The following is a 19,194-nucleotide window of genomic DNA, read 5'->3' as shown; positions in this document are numbered from 1 at the left end:
CGCGTGATCATTCCTGCCAGCGCTTGATCAGGTCCTCATAGGCGATGGTGACCGGCGCGGGCTTTTCGTTCTCCAGCTTGGGCTTGGGCGCGCCTTCGCGCTCCAGCCAGACCTGCGGGTCCTCCGGGTCGTTCAGGACCGGCCCCAGGTCGCCCTGGACGCCCGAACGCTCCAGGCGCTCCAGCACGGATTCCTGCTGTTCGCACAGCGCGTCCAGTGCCTCCTGTGCGGTCTTGGCACCCGAGGAGGCGTCCCCGATGTTCTGCCACCACAGCTGGGCCAGGCGCGGATAGTCCGGGACGTTCAGGCCGGTGTCCGACCAGCGGGTGCGGTCGGGCGAGCGATAGAACTCGATCAGCCCGCCCAGCTTCGGGGCGCGTTCGGTGAAGCTTTCGTGCCGGATCGAGCTGTCGCGCACAAAGGTCAGGCCGACATGGCTCTTCTTCGTGTCCAGGGTCTTGGAGACGATGAACTGCGCATAGAGCCAGGCGGCCTGCGCGCGGTCGACCGGGGTGGACTTCATCAGCGTGGCGGCCCCCACGTCCTGATAGCCGACCTTCATGCCCTCTTCCCAATAGGCGCCATAGGGCGAGGGGGCCATGCGCCATTTCGGCGTGCCGTCCTCGTTCATCACCGGCAGGCCTTCCTTGACCATGTCGGCCGTGAAGGCAGTATACCAGAACATCTGCTGGGCGATGTTGCCCTGCGCGGGCACCGGACCGGCTTCGCTGAAGGTCATGCCGGCAGCCGCGGGGGGCGTGTAGTTCTTCAGCCAGTCGATGTATTTCTCGATCGCATAGACGGCGGCCGGGCTGTTGGTGGCGCCGCCGCGGGCCACGCAGGATCCGACCGGCTGATAGTTCTCGTTGACGCGGATGCCCCATTCGTCGACCGGAAAGCCGTTGGGTTCTCCCTTGTCGCCCATGCCCGCCATCGACATCCAGGCATCGGTGAAGCGCCAGCCGAGCGAGGGGTCCTTCTTGCCATAGTCCATGTTGCCATAGACCTGCTGTCCGTCGATCTCGCGCCCGGTGAAGAACTTGGCGATGTCCTCATAGGCCGACCAGTTGACCGGAACGCCCAGGTCATAGCCGTATTCGGCACGGAACTCGGCCATGATCTCGGGATCGGTGAACCAGTCGTGGCGGAACCAGTAGAGGTTGGCGAACTGCTGGACCGGCAGCTGGTAGAGCTTGTCGTCGGGGCCCGTGGCCGAGGCCAGGCCGATGAAGTCGTCCAGGTCCAGGTTCGGGTTGGTGACCTCGGCGCCCTCTCCGGCCATCCAGTCGGTGATGTTGCGCACCTGCTGATAGCGCCAGTGGGTGCCGATCAGGTCGGCGTCGTTGATGTACATGTCATAGACGTTCTCGCCGGTCTGCATCTGGGTCTGCAGCTTCTCGACGACGTCGCCCTCGCCGATCAGGTCATGGGTGACCTCGATGCCGGTGATGGCGGTGAAGGCCGGCGCCAGGACGCGGCTTTCGTATTCATGCGTGGTGATGGTCTCCGACACGACGTTGATCGACATGCCCTGGAAGGGCTCGGCCGCGTCGATGAACCACTGCATCTCAGCTTCCTGCTCGTCGCGGGTCAGCACGGACTGGTCGCCGATCTCCTTGTCGAGGAACGCGCGCGCGGCCTCGATGTCGGCGAAGGCCGGGCCGCTGAGCGCCAGCAGCACCGCCGTTGTGGACAGAAGTTTCAGGTTCATGTTTCCCTCCCTGGGAGCTCAGTCATTCGAGGTTCTTCAGCAGGCCTGCGGGACCCCTCACCCCCGCAGGCCGTGCCCGATCACACCCACCGGAAGACGGCGGCAGCATAGATCAGGCAGATCAACAGCGCCCAGGGCTGCATCGCCGCCCCCATCATCCCCAGCCAGGCGAGGTTGATGAAGGCAGAGCCCAGAAGCGTGATGAACAGGCGGTCGCCCCGCGTCGTCTCGATCCCCAGCACGCCGTGGCGCGGGGTCTCGGGAAAGCGGATCGCCAGGATCGTGAAGACGATCAGCAGGCCGGCGATGGTGACGAAGAACAATGCGGTGGGGGTGGTCCAGGCCATCCAGCTCATGATGTCGCTCCCTCAGACGCGGCCCAGGGCAAAGCCCTTGGCGATGTAGTTGCGCACAAAATAGATGACCAGGGCACCCGGCACGATGGTCAGGACCCCCGCTGCCGCCAAGACGCCCCAATCGACCCCCGACGCGCCCTGCGTCCGCGTCATGGTGGCCGCGATCGGTTTGGCATCGACCGAGGTCAGGGTGCGCGACAGCAGCAGCTCGACCCAAGAGAACATGAAGCAGAAGAACGCGGCAACACCTATTCCCGACGAGATCAGCGGCATGAAGATCTTGGTAAAGAACCGGCCAAAGCTGTAGCCGTCGATATAGGCGGTCTCGTCGATTTCCTTGGGCACGCCGCGCATGAAGCCCTCCAGGATCCAGACGGCCAGCGGCACGTTGAACAGGCAATGCGCCAGCGCCACCGCGATATGGGTGTCGAAGAGGCCCACGGACGAATAGAGCTGGAAGAACGGCAGCGCAAAGACGGCGGGCGGAGCCATGCGGTTGGTCAGCAGCCAGAAGAACAGGTGCTTGTCGCCCATGAAGTGATAGCGGCTGAAGGCATAGGCCGCCGGCAGGGCCACGGCCACGGAAATCACCGTGTTCATGACCACATAGATCAGACTGTTCACGTAACCCATGTACCAGCTGGGATCGGTCAGGATGGTGATGTAGTTCCTGAAGGTCAGGTTCTGCGGCCACAGGCTGAAGGTGCCGGTGATCTCGGCATTGGTCTTCAGGCTCATGTTGATCAGCCAGTAGATCGGCAGCATCAGGAACAGCAGATAGAGGCCCATCACGATCGCGCTGCCCTTGACGCGCGGCATGGCGCGGCTGCGGCGGGCGGTGGCGGCGGAATTGGTGGCGGTTGCGGTCATGTCAGCCTCCCCGTTTGTCCAGATTGGTCATTACGGTGTAGAACACCCAGGATATCAGCAGGATGACCAGGAAATACATCAGCGAGAACGCGGCGGCGGGGCCGAGGTCGAACTGTCCGAGCGCCATTTTCACCAGGTCGATCGACAGGAAGGTCGTCGCATTGCCGGGGCCTCCTCCGGTGACCACGAAGGGCTCGGTATAGATCATGAAGCTGTCCATGAAGCGAAGCAGCACGGCGATCATCAGCACGCCCGCCATCTTGGGCAGCTCGATATAGCGGAAGACCTTCCAGCGACTGGCCTGGTCGATCTTGGCCGCCTGGTAATAGGCATCGGGGATGGACTGCAGCCCCGCATAGGCCAGCAGCGCGACCAGCGACGTCCAGTGCCAGACATCCATCACGATCACCGTGACCCAGGCATGGATGGGGTTCTGGGTATAGTTGTAGTCGATGCCCAGGGCGTCCAGCGTATAGCCCAAGAGCCCGATGTCGACGCGTCCGAAGATCTGCCAGATCGTGCCGACGACGTTCCACGGGATCAGCAGCGGCAGCGACATCAGGACCAGCACCAGGCTGGCCCATGCCCCGCGCTTGGGCATGTTCAGCGCCACAAAGATGCCAAGCGGGATCTCGATCGCGATGATGATGGCCGAGAAGACAAGCTGGCGAACCAGCGCGTTCCACATCCGGGGCGAGGCCAGAAGATCCTCGAACCATCCCAGGCCGTTCCAGAAGAAGACGTTGTTCCCGAACGTGTCCTGAAAGGCATAGTTGACCACCGTCATCAGCGGGATCACCGCCGAGAACGCGACCAGCACCAGCACCGGCAGGACCAGGAACCAGGCCTTGTGGTTGACCGTCTTATCCATGTTTTTCCCCTCCCTCGGGCGCCCTCAGGCGGCCTTGACGCGCCAGTCGCCGGCGTAGACGTTGACGCGGGCCGGATCAAAGACCGCGCGGGTCATGTCGGATCCGATCGCCTGGTCCTCGGGCGCGATGATGTTCAGATCGTGGCCCATCAGGTCCGCGCGGATGATGCGGTGGCGGCCCACGTCTTCGATCCGGCGGATGGTCACGGGCAGCCCCTCGTCGCGGGACAGCCGCACATGCTCGGGGCGCACGCCGATCTGGACGTTGCCCGACAGGCCGGAATAGCTGCCCGACAGGGCAGTCGTCCCGCCCGGGACCAGCGCCTGCCGCCCGTCGATCTTGGCCGGCAGCAGGTTCATGCCCGGCGAGCCGATGAAATAGCCGACAAAGGTATGCTCGGGCCGGTCGAACAGTTCTTCCGGCGTGCCGATCTGGACCACGCGGCCGTCATACATGACCACGACCTTGTCGGCAAAGGTCAGCGCCTCGGTCTGGTCATGGGTCACGTAGATCATCGTGTGGCCGAAATCATGGTGCAGCTTCTTCAGCTGGGTGCGCAATTCCCACTTCATGTGCGGGTCGATGACGGTCAGCGGCTCGTCGAACAGCAGCGCGTTGACGTCCTTGCGGACCATGCCGCGCCCCAGGCTGATCTTCTGCTTGGCATCGGCGGTCAGGCCGCGGGCCTTGCGGTCCAGCATGTGCTCCATGCCGATCATGGCCGCGATTTCGGCGACGCGCTCGGTGACATAGCTTTCGGAACGGCCCCGGTTGCGCAACGGGAAGGCCAGGTTGTCGCGCACCGTCATCGTGTCGTAGACGACCGGGAACTGGAACACCTGCGCGATGTTGCGTTCGGCCGTGGGCGCGCGGGTCACGTCCACGCCGTCGAACAGGATGCGCCCCTGCGACGGGATCAGCAGCCCCGAGATGATGTTCAGCAGGGTCGATTTCCCGCAGCCCGACGAGCCCAGCAGCGCATAGGCGGCGCCGTCCTCCCAATCGTGGTTCAGTTCCTTCAGCGCGTAATCCTGCGGCCCCTTGGGGTCGGGCAGATAGGAATGCGCAAGGTTGTCCAGCGTGATCTTGGCCATCGTCCCCTCCTCCTCAGGCGGCAGCGGCATAGGCGGCGGGGGTGACCAGACGGCCATCCTCGTCGAAGATGTAGATGTGGCGCGGCTCCAGCCAGACCGGCAGCGACCGGCCCAGAGGCAGGTCGTGGACACCGTGGATCAGGCCCACCCATCGCTGGCCGTGATGGTCCAGGTGGATGAAGGTCTCGGACCCGGTCAGCTCGGTCACGACCAGCCTGGGCTCAAAGCGGATCGCGTCGGGCGCGTTCTGCCGGATCTCCAGGTGGTTCGGTCGAAAACCCGCCAGATAGCGGCCGTCGGCCAGGCCTGCCAGCGTGGCCGACGGCACCCCCTGCCCGTCCCCGAAGGTCAGTTGCCCGCCCGCCTTAGTCACCGGCAGGAAGTTCATCGGCGGGTCAGAAAACACCCGTGCCGTGGTCGCATCGACGGGCTGGCGATAGACATGCGGCGTCGGCCCGAACTGCGTCACCCGCCCCTCCCACAGGGTCGCGGTATTGCCGCCCAGCAGCAGCGCCTCCTCGGGTTCGGTGGTGGCATAGACAAAGATCGCGCCCGAAGCCTCGAAGATCCGCGGGATCTCGACGCGCAGCTCCTCGCGCAGCTTGTAGTCCAGGTTGGCCAGCGGCTCGTCCAGCAGGACCAGCCCTGCATTCTTGACCAGCGCGCGGGCCAGGGCGCAGCGCTGCTGCTGGCCGCCCGACAGTTCCAGCGGCTTGCGCTCCAGCATGGGCGTCAGGCGCATCATCTCGGCCGTCTCGCGCACGCGGCGGTCGATCTCGGCCCGGTCCACGCCCATCAGCCGCAGGGGCGAGGCGATGTTGTCGAAAACCGTCATCGCCGGATAGTTCACGAACTGCTGATAGACCATCGCGACCCTGCGGTCCTGCACCCGCATGCCGGTCACGTCCTGGCCTTCCCAGATCACCTTGCCGGCGGCGGGCCGGTCCAGCCCCGCCATCAGCCTCATCAGCGAGGTCTTGCCCGACAGGGTCGGACCCAGCAGCACGTTCATCGTGCCCCGTTCCAGCGTCAGATCGGTGGGGTGGATATGCACCTGCCCCTCGACGATCTTGCTGACGCCCTTCAGTTCCAAAGTCATGTCATCTTCCCTCCCCTCGACCGCCGCCCTATTCGGCGGCGGCGGTCGCTCGGCCTCTCCGGGCCCGCATCCATTCATCCAGCGCTGCGACCTGCCCCTGATCAAGGCGCAGCCCCAGCTTGCTGCGGCGCCAGACCACGTCCTCGGCGCGCCGCGCGTATTCATGCTCCATCAGCCAGACGACCTCGGCCTCGGTCAAGGTCGCGCCGAAATCGATCCCCAGATCGGCGGGCGTCTTGGACCCTGCCAGGATCCGGGCCGCCTCGGTTCCATAAGCGCGCACCATCCGCCGCGCCCATTTGGCCGTCAGATAGGGATGTGCCGCCTGCAGGTCGGCAACAAGGGTATAGACCCCGTCCACCGGAAAATCGCCGCCCGGCAGGGAATTGCCCTTTGTCCAGGGGCCCGCCAGCCCCGGGAAATGGGCGCCGATCTTCTCCAGCGCGGATTCCGCCAGCCGGCGATAGGTCGTGATCTTGCCGCCAAAGACGTTCAGCACCGGCGCGCCGCCCGTCTCATCGACCTTCAGCGTATAGTCGCGGGTCGCGGCCGTGGCGCTCTGCGCGCCGTCGTCGTAAAGGGGGCGCACGCCGGAATAGGTCCAGACCACATCCTCGGGCGTCAGCGTCTGGCGGAAATACTGGCTGGCAAAGCGCAGCAGATAGTCACGCTCTTCCGGAGTGCATTCGGGCGCGCGCGACGGATCGTCGTGATCGGCATCCGTGGTCCCGATCAGGGTAAAGTCCCCCTCGTAGGGGATCGCAAAGATGATCCGCCCATCGGTCCCTTGGAAGAAATAGCACTTGTCATGGTCGTAAAGCCGGCGGGTCACGATATGCGAGCCGCGCACCAGCCGCACGCCCTCGGTCGAGTTGAGGCGGATCTTGCTCTGGATGATGTCGCCGACCCAGGGGCCACCTGCGTTCACCAGCATCCGCGCGCGATGGACCCGTGTCTCGCCGCTCTCGACATCCTGCGTGGTGATGATCCACAGCCCGCCCTCGCGCTCGGCCGAGATCACCTTGGTCCGGGTCATGATCCGTGCGCCCCGCGCCTCGGCATCCCGCGCGTTCAGCACCACAAGGCGCGAATCCTCGACCCAGCAGTCGGAATATTCATAGGCGTGGTGAAAGCGTTCCTGCAGGGGGGCGCCCTCGGGGGTGCCGTCAAGCGACAGGGTCCGCGTGCCGGGCAGGATCTTGCGCCCGCCCAGGTTGTCGTAAAGGAACAGGCCAAGCCGGATCAGCCAGGCCGGGCGGCGCCCCTTCATCCAGGGCATGACCACGCCCAGCAGCTTGGAGGTGGGCGTGTCGGATTCAAACCGCATCTCGGGGTGATAGGGCAGCACGAAGCGCATCGGCCAGCTGATATGGGGCATCGCACGCAGCAGGACCTCGCGCTCGATCAGCGCCTCGCGGACCAGCCGGAACTCGAAATATTCCAGGTAGCGCAGGCCGCCGTGAAACAGCTTGGTCGATTGCGACGACGTCGCCTGTGCCAGGTCGCCCATCTCGGCCAGGGTCACCGAAAGCCCGCGTCCCGCCGCATCCCGGGCGATGCCGCAGCCGTTGATGCCGCCGCCGATCACGAACAGGTCGGTCATGGGTTCAGGGCTGTCGGCGGTCGCGGGCATGGATCGGGACTCCTTCATCTCGTCTTCATTTCTGCCTCAGCCCGAACGAAAAAGAAAGAACTTTGTTTTCGTTTCTTTTCATTTTGGCAGGATCATGAAGTTTCAGTTTGTTAGGCTGCTTTGGGTCAGGAAAGATGACCGTATCAGCGCCAGGATCAAAGCGAATTATGGTGATTCTCACTAAGCGTAGCGGCGCTCTGACCGTGAAACGCGCGAAAGCGAACATCTTGCTTGTTCGTCCTTGGCGTGTCACATCTGGAGAAAGCCAAAGGTGCCTTCGATGTCGCAGACCTTCCGCCAGCCCGAGATCCTCGAGATCGCCCGTCGCGACGGCAAGGTGACGGTCGAGGGGCTGGCCACGCATTTCGGCGTCACTCTGCAGACCATTCGCCGCGATCTTTCGGAACTGGCCGACATGGGCCGGCTGGAGCGTGTCCACGGCGGCGCCATCCTGCCCTCGGGCGTCGCCAATATCGGCTACGAAGAGCGCCGCGCCCTGCATCACGCGGCCAAGACCGACATCGCCCGTGCCTGCGCGGCCGAGGTCCCCGAGAACATCTCGCTGTTTCTCAACATCGGCACCAGCACCGAGGCCGTGGCGCGCGAACTGCTGGGCCACCGCAACCTCCTCGTCGTCACCAACAACATGAACGTGGCCAATATCCTGGCGGCCAATCCGCATTGCGACGTGATCGTGACGGGGGGCAGCCTGCGCCGCGCCGATGGCGGCTTGGTGGGCACGCTGGCGGCCGAGACCATCCGGCAGTTCAAGTTCGACCTGGCGGTCATCGGCTGCTCGGCGCTGGACCGCGACGGGGACCTGCTGGACTTCGACATCCAGGAGGTCGGCGTCAGCCAGACGATCCTGCGCCAGTCGCGCCGCACCTTTCTTGTGGCCGACCACTCCAAGCTGTCGCGCAGCGCGCCCGCACGCATCGCCTCGCTGGCCGAACTGGATTGCATGTTCACCGACCGCCCGCTGCCTGGCGACCTGTCGCGGGCCTGCGACGCCTGGCAAACGCGGATCCAGGTCGCGCAGCCCTAAAGCGCGGCCAAGCGCGCGGCCGTGTCGGGCAGGCGCGACAGGCTGGCGTCGATGCGGTCGCGCCAGCGGGGACCGCGGTCGCGGGCATCCTCCAGTGCTTCGGCCAGATCCTCGGGGCGATCCTGGGCCAGGATCTCGACCAAGACGGCGGCTTGCGCCCGGTCCTTGGCGGATTTCATCCGGTCGTCGGCGCGGCGGCGGTCGGCCACGATCAGCTTGTGGATGGCGAAACGCTCGGGCCTTGGCACCTGCACCAGCACGCCGCTACGATAGGGGATCGCCGCCGGGACCGGTTCGGCGATCAGGTAGTTCAGGTGGTGCAGGGCCTGGGCTTGGACTCCGAGCGCCGGCAGGTCGCGCAACCCCTCCTCCCCAAAGGCGGGCGTCAGGAACTCGACCAGCGCATTCCCGGTGGTCTGCCGCCAGCGCCAGGCGCGGCCGGGTTCCAGGCTGGGCGCCGGGGCAAAGTCGAAATCCGCCAGCACCTGCTGAACCGGCGGCGCGGCCGCATCCTCCAGCGCCAGCGACAGTCGCTCAAAACTGGCGATATCCAGATCGTCGGTCTGCGCGGTCTGCTCCAGCGACAGGCGCAGGTTCAGCTCGCCCTCGTAAAGGCGAAAGGCATGCGTGCCGACGACCGTGCCGCCAAGGCGAAAAACGCCCGCCGCCGCCAGCGCCGCCATCAGGCTGCCGCTGGTCGGGTCCAGCCCCAGGAATCCTTCGGCGCGCAAGAGCCGCACCAGACGCGCGCGATCGCGGCGACGCTGTTCCGCAGGCGCCAGATCCTCGCGCAGCGCCGCCATGCGGGCGGCCATGTCCGGGCTGTCCTCGCCCAGATAACGCTTGCGCACCTCGGTCCCGACGCGAAAGCTGTCATACCAGTAGCCGCGCCCGTTCCGAGTCACCAGCGTGGGCGTGCCACGCAGGTCGCGCAGCCCTTCGTCCCGCAGCGATCGCAGCAGGTCGTGATAGGCCGCATGGGCAAGCGAGGAATGGCGCAGGGGCATCATTGTTCAACAGTCGTTAGAACTGTTGAATACAGGCATGTTCAACAGCTGGCAAGTTTGTTGAACATCCCTGCCCCATGTCCCGGCAGATGTCGCCTATTCCCCGGAACCCGAATTGCGACTATGGCTGCCGAAAATGGCAAAGGGGCGCAAGATGCGGGTCGACCTGATCATCTTTGACTGCGACGGCGTGATTGCCGACAGCGAAGTCCTGTCTGCCGAGGTGCTGATCGACCAGCTGGCGCAGCTGGGCGTCGCCATCACCATGGAGGATGTGCGGCGCGATTTCCTGGGTCGCAGCTTTCCCACCGTCGCCGCCACGATCCGCACACGCTTTGCCCGCATCCTGCCGCCGGATTTCGAGGCGACCTATCGCAGCCGCCTGCTGGACCGCTTTGCCGCCGACCTGACCGCCACGCCCGGCATCCTTCCGGTGCTGGAGGGGCTGGCGGGGCGGCCCATCTGTGTCGCAACCTCGTCCAGCCCGCCCCGGGTGGCGCGCACCCTGCAGGTGCTGGGGCTGGCCGAACGCTTTGGCCCCCATGTCTTCACCGCCAGCCAGGTGGCGCATGGCAAACCGGCGCCCGACCTGTTCCTGTTTGCGGCGGCGCAGATGGGCTGCGCCCCGGCGCATGCCCTGGTCATCGAGGACAGCAGGCCCGGCCTTCAGGCCGCGCGCGCCGCCGGAATGCGGGTGCTGCATTATGCGGGGGGCGCGCATCTGGCGGGCCAGCCGGCACCGGACGACGCCAAAAGCTTTGCGGACTGGGCCGATTTTCCGGGCCTGCTGTCCCGGCTGGACAAGGGCGCCCCGGCATGAGCCAGAACCGCTTCACACCCGAAACCACCCGCCTGGACGACGCGGCCCGGGCCGGCTGGCTTTATTACGTCGCGGGAAACACCCAGGACGAGATCGCGCGCAAGATGGGCGTCAGCCGCCAGACTGCGCAGCGCTTGGTGGCGATGGCCTTGTCCGAGCGGCTGGTGAAGGTGCGGCTGGACCACCCGATCGGGCGCTGCATGGACCTGGCCGCCGCCCTGCGCGACCGCTTTGACCTGATCACCTGCGAGGTCGCGCCCTCGGACCCTGACGCGCCGGACCTGCTGACCGGCATCGCCATCGCCGCCGCCGCCGAGCTGGAGCGGGTGCTGAAATCGCCCGATCGCCGCATCGTCAGCCTGGGGACGGGCCGCAACCTGCGCGCCACGGTGGAACAGCTGCCCCGCATGGCCTGCCCGCAGCATGTCGTCGTCTCGCGGCTTGGCAACATGATGGAGGACGGATCGGCCACGCCCTACAACGCGACCATCCGCCTGGCCGAACGGATCGGGGCGCCGCATTTCCCCTATCCGCTGCCGGTCCTGGCGCGGGATGCGCAGGAACTGGCGGCCATGCAGCAGCAGCAGGCCGCGCAGAACACCATCCGCCTGTGCGCCCAGGCCGACCTGTCGCTGGTGGGGATCGGCCAGATGGACATGACCGCGCCACTGCATGTGGACGGCTTTCTGGGCCGCGCCGAGATGGAGGAACTGGCCCGTGCCGGCGCGGTCGGAGAGATCACCAGCTGGGTCTATGACGCGCAGGGTCGGATCATCGACTGCGCCTTCAACCGCCGCGTGGCTTCGGCCCCCCTGCCCCCTGCGGGCGAGCGTCCGGTGATGGCGGTCGCTTCGGGACAGGCCAAGCTGCCGGCGATCCGCGCGGCACTGACCGGTCGGCTGATCAATGGCCTGATCACCTCCGAGGCCACAGCCGAGCGCCTGCTGGCCTGATCCCTTTCCCATCGAAACACCAAATGCCGGGACGCCGAAGCTGCCCGTTGACAGAATCGTGTCCGGGGTTGAGTATATGCCCATCGGAAGGGCAAATGCCCAACCGCCAAGGGAGGACTTCATGAACACCACTTTGCGCGCCCTTCTGGGCGCTACGGCCCTGTGCGCCGCAGGCGGCATCGCCGCCGCACAGGACAACGTGACGCTGACCATCGCGACCGTCAACAATGGCGACATGATCCGGATGCAGGCGCTGGCGTCCGACTTTACCGAAAAACACCCCGACATCGCGCTGGAATGGGTCACGCTGGAGGAAAACGTCCTGCGCCAGCGCGTCACCACCGACATCGCCACCAAGGGCGGCCAGTATGACGTGATGACCATCGGCACCTACGAGGTTCCGATCTGGGGCGCGCAGGACTGGCTGGTCCCGCTGAACGACCTGCCGGGCGATTACGATGTCGACGACCTGCTGCCGGCGATCCGCGATGGCCTGACGGTGGATGGCAACCTTTATGCGGCGCCCTTCTATGGCGAAAGCTCGATGGTGATGTACCGCACCGACCTGATGGAGGAGGCCGGCCTGGAGATGCCCGAGGCACCGACTTGGGACTTCATCAAGGAAGCCGCCGCCGCCATGACCGACAAGGAGGCCGAGGTCTATGGCATCTGCCTGCGCGGCAAGGCGGGCTGGGGCGAGAACATGGCCTTCCTGACCGCGATGGCCAACAGCTATGGCGCGCGCTGGTTCGACGAGGAGTGGAACTCCCAGTTCGACAGCCCCGAATGGAAGGCGGCGCTGGACGACTACCTGATGCTGATGAACGAATACGGCCCTCCGGGCGCGGCGAACAACGGCTTCAACGAGAACCTGGCGCTGTTCCAGCAGGGCAAGTGCGGCATGTGGATCGACGCCACGGTCGCCGCCAGCTTCGTGACCAACCCCGAGGATTCGACCGTGGCCGACAAGGTCGGCTTTGCCCTGGCGCCCGACAACGGCCTGGGCAAGCGCGGCAACTGGCTCTGGGCCTGGTCGCTTGGCATTCCCGCCGGCAGCCAGAAGGTCGATGCCGCGAAAGAGTTCATCGCTTGGGCGACCTCCAAGGAATATACCGCCATGGTCGCCGAGAAGGAGGGCTGGGCCAACGTCCCGCCGGGCACCCGTCAGTCGCTCTATGACAACCCGGAATACCAGAAGGTCCCCTTCGCCAAGATGACCCTGGACAGCATCAAGGCCGCCGATCCGACGCAGCCGACCGTGGATCCGGTGCCCTATACCGGCATCCAGTTCGTCGCCATCCCGGAATTCCAGGGGATCGGCACCGCGGTGGGCCAGCAGTTCGCGGCCGCCCTGGCCGGACAATCGACCGCCGAACAGGCGCTGTCGAATGCTCAGGCCCTGACCACGCGCGAGATGACCCGCGCGGGCTATCCCAAGTAAGCCGAACCTCCCTCGGCGGGCCGCCTTTCCTCGACTGCAACGGGGTGGCCCGCCCCTTTTCCCGCCTGTCCCGGTACACCTGACGTGCCGCCCGACGAAGGGGCTTTTCCATGTCCACCAAGGCATCCCGGACCGCGGCCCGGCTGATGATCTCGCCCGCGGTCCTTTTGCTGCTGGCCTGGATGATCGTGCCGCTGTCGATGACGCTCTACTTCTCGCTCCTGCGCTACAACCTGCTGATGCCGGGCATGGAAAGCTGGGCGGGGTTCGAGAATTATCGCTATTTCTTCACCGACCCGGCTTTCAGCGCGGCCCTGTTCAACACGCTGGCGCTGGTCGGCGGCGTCCTGGTCATCACCGTGATCGGCGGCATCCTGGTCGCGCTGCTGCTGGACCAGCCCTTCTGGGGGCAGGGGATCGTGCGGCTGCTGGTCCTGGCGCCCTTCTTCGTGATGCCGACCGTCTCGGCGCTGGTCTGGAAGAACATGTTCATGAACCCGGTGAACGGGGTCTTTGCCTGGCTGGCGCGGGTGTTCGGCCTGCAGCCCTATGACTTCCTGACGCAGGCGCCCCTGGCGTCGATCATCGGGATCGTGGCCTGGCAGTGGCTGCCTTTCGCGGCGCTGATCCTGCTGACGGCGCTGCAGTCGCTGGACAGCGAGCAGATGGAGGCCGCCGAGATGGATGGCGCATCGCCCCTCAAGCGGTTCTGGTTCATCACCCTGCCGCACCTGTCGCGGGCGATCACCGTCGTCATCCTGATCCAGACCATCTTCCTGCTGTCCATCTTTGCCGAGATCCTGGTGACCACCAATGGCGGTCCGGGCACGGCCAGCACCAACCTGACCTTTCTGGTCTACATGCAGTCGCTGCTGCAGTTCGACGTGGGCCTGGGCTCCGCGGGCGGGGTCGTGGCGATCATCCTGGCCAATATCGTGGCGATCTTCCTGATGCGGATGATCGGCAAGAACCTCGACGCATAGGAGATCATCATGCCCCGTGCCGTCACCACCCGCCGCAAGGCTGTCACGACCCTCATCGCCTGGACCGTCGGCCTGCTGATCTTCTTTCCGATCCTCTGGACCGTGCTGACCAGCTTCAAGACCGAGGCAGACGCGATCGCCATCCCGCCCCGCTTCCTGAATTTCGACTGGACGCTGGAAAACTATGTCACCGTGCAGGAGCGTTCGGACTATTTCCGGCACTTCTGGAACTCGGTCGTCATCTCGGTCGGCTCGACGCTGATCGGGCTGGCGATCGCGATCCCGGCGGCCTGGGCCATGGCCTTCGTGCCGGGAAGGCGCACCAAGGACGTGCTGATGTGGATGCTGTCCACCAAGATGCTGCCGCCCGTGGGCGTGCTGGTGCCGATCTACCTGCTGTTCCGCGACACGGGGCTTCTGGACACGCGCATCGGCCTGGTCATGGTCCTGACGCTGATCAACCTGCCGATCATCGTCTGGATGCTCTACACCTATTTCCGCGAAATCCCCGGAGAGATCCTGGAGGCCGCGCGCATGGACGGCGCCGGGCTGCGGTCGGAGATCCTCTATGTGCTGACGCCGATGGCGGTGCCGGGGATCGCCTCGACCATGCTTCTGAACATCATCCTGGCCTGGAACGAGGCGTTCTGGACGCTGAACCTGACCGCCGCCAAGGCGGCGCCCCTGACCGCCTTCATCGCCAGCTATTCATCGCCCGAGGGGCTGTTCTACGCCAAGCTCAGCGCGGCCTCGACCATGGCCATCGCGCCGATCCTGATCCTGGGCTGGTTCAGCCAGAAACAACTCGTCCGCGGCCTGACCTTCGGCGCCGTGAAATAGGAGACGATGATGGGACGCATCACCCTTGAGAACGTGACCAAGCGCTTTGGCGAGGTCGAGGTCATCCCGCCCTTGGACCTGGACATCGGCGACGGCGAATTCGTGGTCTTTGTCGGGCCGTCCGGCTGCGGCAAGTCCACCCTGCTGCGGCTGATCGCCGGGCTGGAGGACACCTCGGGCGGGCGCATCCTGATCGACGGGCAGGACGCCACCGACACCCCGCCCGCCAAGCGCGGGCTGGCCATGGTCTTTCAATCCTACGCGCTCTACCCGCACATGTCGGTCAGAAAGAACATCGCCTTTCCGATGCGCATGGCGGGCCTGGACCAGGCCGAACAGGATCGTCGCATCGAGGCCGCGGCCAAGGCGCTGAACCTGACCGCCTATCTGGACCGCCGCCCCGGCCAGCTGTCGGGCGGCCAGCGCCAGCGCGTGGCCATCGGGCGGGCCATCGTGCGCGAACCTTCGGCCTTTCTCTTCGACGAGCCGCTGTCGAACCTGGACGCCGCCCTGCGCGTCGGCATGCGGCTGGAAATCAGCGAACTGCACAACCGTCTTCGGACGACGATGGTCTATGTCACCCATGACCAGGTCGAGGCGATGACCATGGCCGACAAGATCGTGGTGCTGCAAGCCGGCCGGATCGAGCAGGTGGGCAGCCCGATGGACCTCTATCGCGCGCCCCGGAACCTGTTCGTCGCGGGCTTCATCGGCAGCCCCAGGATGAACCTGCTGACCGGCGCGCCGGCCGCTGAATTCGACGCCACCACCATCGGCATCCGTCCCGAACATGTCGGTGTTTCCGCGACCGAGGGGACATGGAAAGGCCGCGTCGGCGTCAGCGAGCATCTGGGCAGCGACACGTTCTTCTATGTAGAGGACACCGGGCTGGCCGAAACCATCACCGTGCGTGCGGGCGGCGACATCGACCTGCACCACGGCGACACGGTCTGGCTGACCCCGGACCCAGACCGCATCCACCGCTTTGACAAAAACGGAGACCGCATCGCATGAGGCTATCGGGAAAATCCGCGCTGATCACCGGTGCCGCGCGGGGCATCGGGCTGGAGTTCGCGCGCGCCTATCTGGCCGAGGGGGCGCAGGTCGCCATCTGCGACATCAACGAACAGGCGGCCCAGGCCGCCGCGCGTGCCTTGGGCGACGGCGTCATTGCCGTTGGGCTGGACGTCACCGACCGCGACAGCATCGAACGCTGCGTGGCGGTGGTGGTGGAGGCCTTTGGCGGGATCGACATCCTGATCAACAATGCCGCCCTCTTCAGCGCCGCGCCCCTGGCCGAGATCACGCGCGAAGATTACAACCGCATCTTCTCGGTCAATGTCGAAGGCACGCTGTTCATGATGCAGGCCGTGGCACGGTCGATGATCGCGCGCGGCAAAGGCGGGCGGATCATCAACATGGCCAGCCAGGCAGGGCGTCGGGGAGAATCCCTGGTCGCCGTCTATTGCGCCAGCAAGGCCGCCGTCATCAGCCTGACGCAGTCGGCGGGCCTGAACCTGATCGCGCATGGCATCAACGTGAACGCCATCGCGCCGGGCGTCGTCGACGGCGAGCACTGGGACGGCGTCGATGCCTTCTTCGCGCGCTACGAGGGCAAGGCCCCGGGCCAGAAGAAGGCCGAGGTCGGCGCGGCCGTTCCCTTTGGCCGCATGGGCACCGCGGCCGACCTGACGGGGATGGCGGTGTTCCTTGCCTCGTCCGATGCCGATTACATCGTCGCCCAGACCTACAATGTCGACGGCGGCAACTGGATGAGCTGACGTTTTTTCTTCCTGCACTTCCACGGTCCCCGCAGGCCCCCGGGCATTGCGCCGGACGATCTGACGAAAGGTCCAACCATGGCCATCCCCCTGACCCAGGCCGCCCTGCCCCAGCTGCCCGACACGGTCGCGCGCCCCGGCTATGACCGAGCGGCGCTGACCCGCGGCATCCTGCATGTGGGCGTCGGCAACTTTCATCGCGCGCATATGGCCTGGTATCTGGACCGGCTGTTCCAGTCCGGCCAGGGCCATGACTGGGCGCTGGTCGGCGCCGGCGTCCGCCCCGGCGACGCCCAGATGCGCCAGCGCCTGGCCGATCAGGACTGGCTGAGCACGCTGGTCGAACTGGACCCGGCGGGCCTGTCGGCGCGGGTGCTGGGATCGATGGTCGACTTCGTGCCCGTCGATACGGCCGCGACCGTCGCGGCGATGTCCGATCCCGCGATCCGCATCCTGTCGCTGACGATCACCGAGGGCGGCTATTACGTCGACGCCAAGACCGACGGCTTTGACGCCGCGCATCCCGACATGGTCCATGATGCCGCCCATCCCGAGGCGCCGCGCAGCGTGTTCGGCATGATCCTGGCTGCGCTGCGGACCCGGCGGGCGGCGGGACTGCCGCCCTTCACGGTGCTGTCCTGCGACAACCTGCCGGAAAACGGCCATGTCTGTCAGCGCACCGTCACCGGCCTCGCCCGCCTGTCCGACCCGCAGCTGGCGGATTGGATCACCGCGAATGTCGCCTTTCCGAACTCGATGGTGGACTGCATCACGCCCGCTACCTCGGACCGGGAACGGGCGCTGGTGCGCGACCGCTTTGGCATCCTCGATGCCGCGCCCGTGGTCTGCGAACCCTTCCGCCAATGGGTGCTGGAGGACAAATTCCCCCAGGGCCGCCCGGCGCTGGAAACCGTTGGCGCCGAATTTGTTGCAGATGTCAGCCGGCACGAACTGATGAAGCTGCGCATCCTGAACGGGGGTCATGCGGCCATCGCCTATGCCTCGGCCCTGCTGGGGCATCATTTCGTTCATGACGCAATGGCCGACGCGCTGATCGCCGACTGGCTGCGGGCGCTGGAAACGCGCGAAATCCTGCCCACGCTGCAGCCGATCCCCGGCGTCAGCTATGACGCTTACCTGGCCCTGATCGTCAGCCGCTTCTCCAATCCCGAGATCGGCGACACCATCCCGCGGCTGTGCCTGGACGGGTCGAACCGACAGCCCAAGTTCATTCTGCCCACGCTGCGCGACCGACTGGTGGCGGGCGGCGGCATCGACGGGTTGGCGCTGGAACTGGCGCTGTGGTGCCACTACTGCGAAGGCACGACCGAGGCGGGCGAGGCGATCCCGCCCAACAACGACAATCACGCGGCGCTGCGCGAACGGGCCTTGGCGGCCCGCGACCACCCCGACGCCTTTCTGGAAAACCCCGCCATCTTCGGCGATCTGGCTCAGTCGCAGCCGCTGCGGCAGGCCTTCGCGGCACAGCTGCAATCGCTGCATCGTCAGGGCGTCCGCGCCACGCTAGAGGGCTACCTGCGCGGCTAGGCCTCCAGGCTCAGGCGCGGCTGCGTCTCGGCGGGCGCTGCGGCGGTGGTGACGTCGTTGCGCGTCCGCGGCAGCGCCTGCGGCTGTTCGCGCTGCAGATAGGCCAGCAGCGCCTCGCGGATCTCGCAGCGCAGGTCAAAGGCGCGGCCCGCATGGCTTGCGCTGGCCAGAATGCGGATCTCGGCCTCGCGGGCGGTATAGTCTGTCACTTGCAGCGCAAAGACATCACCGTTCCACAGGCGCGAGGCCTTGACGATGCGCTCGGCTTCGGCCCGCAGGGCTGGGACATCGACAGAGAAATCGACATACATCATCACCACCCCGATCAGGGTGGCGTCGCTGCGGGTCCAATTCTGGAACGGCTTTTCCATGAAGTGGTTCAGCGGCACGATCAGGCGGCGCTTGTCCCAGATCCGCACCACCACATAGGTCGCGGTGATCTCCTCGACATTGCCCCATTCGCCCTCGACGATCACCGCGTCGTCGATGCGGATGGGCTGGGTCAGGGCCAACTGGATGCCCGCCACGATGTTCCGCAACACGGGCTGCAGTGCAAAGCCCACCACGATGCCCGCGGCCCCCGCCGAGGCCAGCAGGCTGACCCCGTATTGCCGCACGCCGTCGATGGTCATCAGCGCGGCACTGACGCCGACCCCGACGATCAGGATGACGCCGACGCGCTGCAGGATGCGGGTCTGGGTGACATGCTTGCGCGCCAGCAGGTTGTCCTCGACATCAAGCCGGAAGCGCCGCAGGTGCAGCGTCATCCAGATCTCCAGTGTCGTCTTCAGAAACCAGGTCACGCAGCCGATGAAGGCGATCAGCAGCAGGTGCCGCAGCACCGCACCCTCGGCCGGGGGCAGGCGCACGGCATTGGCGGCCATCGACAGGGCGACGACCATCAGGCCCAGCTGTACCGGCCCGCGGGTAAGCGCCAAAAGCGGCCGCCAGAAGGTGGTATCGCGGACAAGCCCGCGCAGCACCAGCCGATAGATGAGAAAGCAGGCGGCCCAGGACAGGGCCAAGGCCACGAGGAAGATCAGGGTCGTCTCTGTCCAGCGGGACATCGCACCTCCGGGCTTCAGGCCGCGGACGCGGCGGGGATCGGGCTTGGCGCCCGCGAGCCTTGAATGCCGCGCGC

Annotated in this window: 18 protein-coding genes; 9 read left to right on the top strand and 9 right to left on the bottom strand. The window is 66.0% G+C overall.

The genetic code is table 11. From position 1 onward, the window contains the following. Positions 1–7 precede the first annotated feature (7 nt). The 7 genes from ACZ2G3_RS17615 to glpD all read right to left on the bottom strand — a co-directional run bounded on the left by ACZ2G3_RS17615 (position 8) and on the right by glpD (position 7,635). Entirely contained in the window at positions 8–1,711 is a 1,704-nt protein-coding gene (locus ACZ2G3_RS17615) for an ABC transporter substrate-binding protein (protein ID WP_470399363.1), read from the bottom strand. A gap of 80 nt (positions 1,712–1,791) precedes the next feature. Continuing rightward, on the bottom strand, positions 1,792–2,067 hold the full coding sequence (locus tag ACZ2G3_RS17610) for a DUF2160 domain-containing protein (protein ID WP_419269729.1): 276 nt from the start codon (positions 2,065–2,067) through the stop codon (positions 1,792–1,794). Positions 2,068–2,079: 12 nt separating this feature from the next. Further along, on the bottom strand, positions 2,080–2,937 hold the full coding sequence (locus ACZ2G3_RS17605) for a carbohydrate ABC transporter permease (RefSeq protein ID WP_470399361.1): 858 nt from the start codon (positions 2,935–2,937) through the stop codon (positions 2,080–2,082). Position 2,938: 1 nt separating this feature from the next. Beyond that, positions 2,939–3,808 (bottom strand): carbohydrate ABC transporter permease, encoded by an 870-nt coding sequence (locus ACZ2G3_RS17600; protein ID WP_419269731.1) that lies wholly within the window; start codon positions 3,806–3,808, stop codon positions 2,939–2,941. A gap of 24 nt (positions 3,809–3,832) precedes the next feature. Next, on the bottom strand, positions 3,833–4,903 hold the full coding sequence (locus ACZ2G3_RS17595) for an ABC transporter ATP-binding protein (RefSeq protein ID WP_470399359.1): 1,071 nt from the start codon (positions 4,901–4,903) through the stop codon (positions 3,833–3,835). A 13-nt stretch (positions 4,904–4,916) separates the two neighbouring features. Beyond that, positions 4,917–6,002, bottom strand: coding sequence for an ABC transporter ATP-binding protein (locus tag ACZ2G3_RS17590; protein WP_470399357.1), 1,086 nt, complete (start codon positions 6,000–6,002; stop codon positions 4,917–4,919). A 28-nt stretch (positions 6,003–6,030) separates the two neighbouring features. After that, entirely contained in the window at positions 6,031–7,635 is a 1,605-nt protein-coding gene (gene glpD / locus ACZ2G3_RS17585; RefSeq protein ID WP_470399355.1) for a glycerol-3-phosphate dehydrogenase, read from the bottom strand. Positions 7,636–7,915: 280 nt separating this feature from the next. On the opposite strand from glpD, the gene ACZ2G3_RS17580 reads away from it, so the two are divergent. Then, complete coding sequence (locus ACZ2G3_RS17580) at positions 7,916–8,680, top strand: DeoR/GlpR family DNA-binding transcription regulator (protein WP_470399354.1); 765 nt, start codon at positions 7,916–7,918, stop codon at positions 8,678–8,680. Here the strand turns inward: ACZ2G3_RS17580 and ACZ2G3_RS17575 are convergent. After that, complete coding sequence (locus tag ACZ2G3_RS17575; protein ID WP_470399729.1) at positions 8,677–9,687, bottom strand: nucleotidyltransferase family protein; 1,011 nt, start codon at positions 9,685–9,687, stop codon at positions 8,677–8,679. The genes ACZ2G3_RS17580 and ACZ2G3_RS17575 overlap by 4 nt on opposite strands. A gap of 154 nt (positions 9,688–9,841) precedes the next feature. Here ACZ2G3_RS17575 and ACZ2G3_RS17570 point away from each other — a divergent pair, with 154 nt between their 5' ends. The 8 genes from ACZ2G3_RS17570 (at position 9,842) to ACZ2G3_RS17535 (ending at position 18,053) form a co-directional block, all read left to right on the top strand. Continuing rightward, complete coding sequence (locus ACZ2G3_RS17570; protein WP_470399352.1) at positions 9,842–10,507, top strand: HAD family hydrolase; 666 nt, start codon at positions 9,842–9,844, stop codon at positions 10,505–10,507. Then, a complete protein-coding gene (locus ACZ2G3_RS17565; protein ID WP_470399350.1) occupies positions 10,504–11,460 on the top strand; it encodes a sugar-binding transcriptional regulator in 957 nt (318 codons plus the stop codon). The genes ACZ2G3_RS17570 and ACZ2G3_RS17565 overlap by 4 nt, the downstream gene beginning before the upstream one ends. A 121-nt stretch (positions 11,461–11,581) precedes the next feature. Further along, complete coding sequence (locus ACZ2G3_RS17560) at positions 11,582–12,901, top strand: ABC transporter substrate-binding protein (protein ID WP_470399348.1); 1,320 nt, start codon at positions 11,582–11,584, stop codon at positions 12,899–12,901. 110 nt (positions 12,902–13,011) lie between these two features. Next, positions 13,012–13,884, top strand: a complete 873-nt coding sequence (locus tag ACZ2G3_RS17555; protein ID WP_111298467.1) for a carbohydrate ABC transporter permease — start codon at positions 13,012–13,014, stop codon at positions 13,882–13,884. A gap of 9 nt (positions 13,885–13,893) precedes the next feature. Continuing rightward, on the top strand, positions 13,894–14,724 hold the full coding sequence (locus ACZ2G3_RS17550) for a carbohydrate ABC transporter permease (protein WP_470399346.1): 831 nt from the start codon (positions 13,894–13,896) through the stop codon (positions 14,722–14,724). 9 nt (positions 14,725–14,733) lie between these two features. Further along, positions 14,734–15,738 carry an ABC transporter ATP-binding protein gene (locus ACZ2G3_RS17545; RefSeq protein ID WP_470399344.1) on the top strand — a complete coding sequence of 335 codons (1,005 nt, stop codon included), beginning with the start codon at positions 14,734–14,736 and terminating at the stop codon, positions 15,736–15,738. Then, complete coding sequence (locus tag ACZ2G3_RS17540) at positions 15,735–16,505, top strand: L-iditol 2-dehydrogenase (RefSeq protein ID WP_470399343.1); 771 nt, start codon at positions 15,735–15,737, stop codon at positions 16,503–16,505. Before ACZ2G3_RS17545 ends, ACZ2G3_RS17540 begins: the two co-directional genes overlap by 4 nt. A gap of 78 nt (positions 16,506–16,583) precedes the next feature. After that, positions 16,584–18,053, top strand: coding sequence for a mannitol dehydrogenase family protein (locus ACZ2G3_RS17535; protein WP_470399341.1), 1,470 nt, complete (start codon positions 16,584–16,586; stop codon positions 18,051–18,053). On the opposite strand, the gene ACZ2G3_RS17530 is transcribed toward ACZ2G3_RS17535, so the two are convergent. Then, entirely contained in the window at positions 18,050–19,120 is a 1,071-nt protein-coding gene (locus tag ACZ2G3_RS17530) for a mechanosensitive ion channel family protein (RefSeq protein ID WP_470399339.1), read from the bottom strand. The genes ACZ2G3_RS17535 and ACZ2G3_RS17530 overlap by 4 nt on opposite strands. Positions 19,121–19,194 lie beyond the last annotated feature (74 nt).

The organism is Paracoccus sp. KKT209, from assembly GCF_055635455.1.
Note: the sequence above shows the minus strand (reverse complement) of the source record. Positions and strands in the feature narration are given on the sequence as shown.

What these genes read in the sequence shown, in the direction of transcription:
- ACZ2G3_RS17615 (WP_470399363.1), bottom strand. Translation starts at nt 1,711, where the DNA reads ATGAACCTGAAACTTCTGTCCACAACGGCGGTGCTGCTGGCGCTCAGC.
- ACZ2G3_RS17610 (WP_419269729.1), bottom strand. Translation starts at nt 2,067, where the DNA reads ATGAGCTGGATGGCCTGGACCACCCCCACCGCATTGTTCTTCGTCACC.
- ACZ2G3_RS17605 (WP_470399361.1), bottom strand. Translation starts at nt 2,937, where the DNA reads ATGACCGCAACCGCCACCAATTCCGCCGCCACCGCCCGCCGCAGCCGC.
- ACZ2G3_RS17600 (WP_419269731.1), bottom strand. Translation starts at nt 3,808, where the DNA reads ATGGATAAGACGGTCAACCACAAGGCCTGGTTCCTGGTCCTGCCGGTG.
- ACZ2G3_RS17595 (WP_470399359.1), bottom strand. Translation starts at nt 4,903, where the DNA reads ATGGCCAAGATCACGCTGGACAACCTTGCGCATTCCTATCTGCCCGAC.
- ACZ2G3_RS17590 (WP_470399357.1), bottom strand. Translation starts at nt 6,002, where the DNA reads ATGACTTTGGAACTGAAGGGCGTCAGCAAGATCGTCGAGGGGCAGGTG.
- glpD (WP_470399355.1), bottom strand. Translation starts at nt 7,635, where the DNA reads ATGCCCGCGACCGCCGACAGCCCTGAACCCATGACCGACCTGTTCGTG.
- ACZ2G3_RS17580 (WP_470399354.1), top strand. Translation starts at nt 7,916, where the DNA reads ATGTCGCAGACCTTCCGCCAGCCCGAGATCCTCGAGATCGCCCGTCGC.
- ACZ2G3_RS17575 (WP_470399729.1), bottom strand. Translation starts at nt 9,687, where the DNA reads ATGCCCCTGCGCCATTCCTCGCTTGCCCATGCGGCCTATCACGACCTG.
- ACZ2G3_RS17570 (WP_470399352.1), top strand. Translation starts at nt 9,842, where the DNA reads ATGCGGGTCGACCTGATCATCTTTGACTGCGACGGCGTGATTGCCGAC.
- ACZ2G3_RS17565 (WP_470399350.1), top strand. Translation starts at nt 10,504, where the DNA reads ATGAGCCAGAACCGCTTCACACCCGAAACCACCCGCCTGGACGACGCG.
- ACZ2G3_RS17560 (WP_470399348.1), top strand. Translation starts at nt 11,582, where the DNA reads ATGAACACCACTTTGCGCGCCCTTCTGGGCGCTACGGCCCTGTGCGCC.
- ACZ2G3_RS17555 (WP_111298467.1), top strand. Translation starts at nt 13,012, where the DNA reads ATGTCCACCAAGGCATCCCGGACCGCGGCCCGGCTGATGATCTCGCCC.
- ACZ2G3_RS17550 (WP_470399346.1), top strand. Translation starts at nt 13,894, where the DNA reads ATGCCCCGTGCCGTCACCACCCGCCGCAAGGCTGTCACGACCCTCATC.
- ACZ2G3_RS17545 (WP_470399344.1), top strand. Translation starts at nt 14,734, where the DNA reads ATGGGACGCATCACCCTTGAGAACGTGACCAAGCGCTTTGGCGAGGTC.
- ACZ2G3_RS17540 (WP_470399343.1), top strand. Translation starts at nt 15,735, where the DNA reads ATGAGGCTATCGGGAAAATCCGCGCTGATCACCGGTGCCGCGCGGGGC.
- ACZ2G3_RS17535 (WP_470399341.1), top strand. Translation starts at nt 16,584, where the DNA reads ATGGCCATCCCCCTGACCCAGGCCGCCCTGCCCCAGCTGCCCGACACG.
- ACZ2G3_RS17530 (WP_470399339.1), bottom strand. Translation starts at nt 19,120, where the DNA reads ATGTCCCGCTGGACAGAGACGACCCTGATCTTCCTCGTGGCCTTGGCC.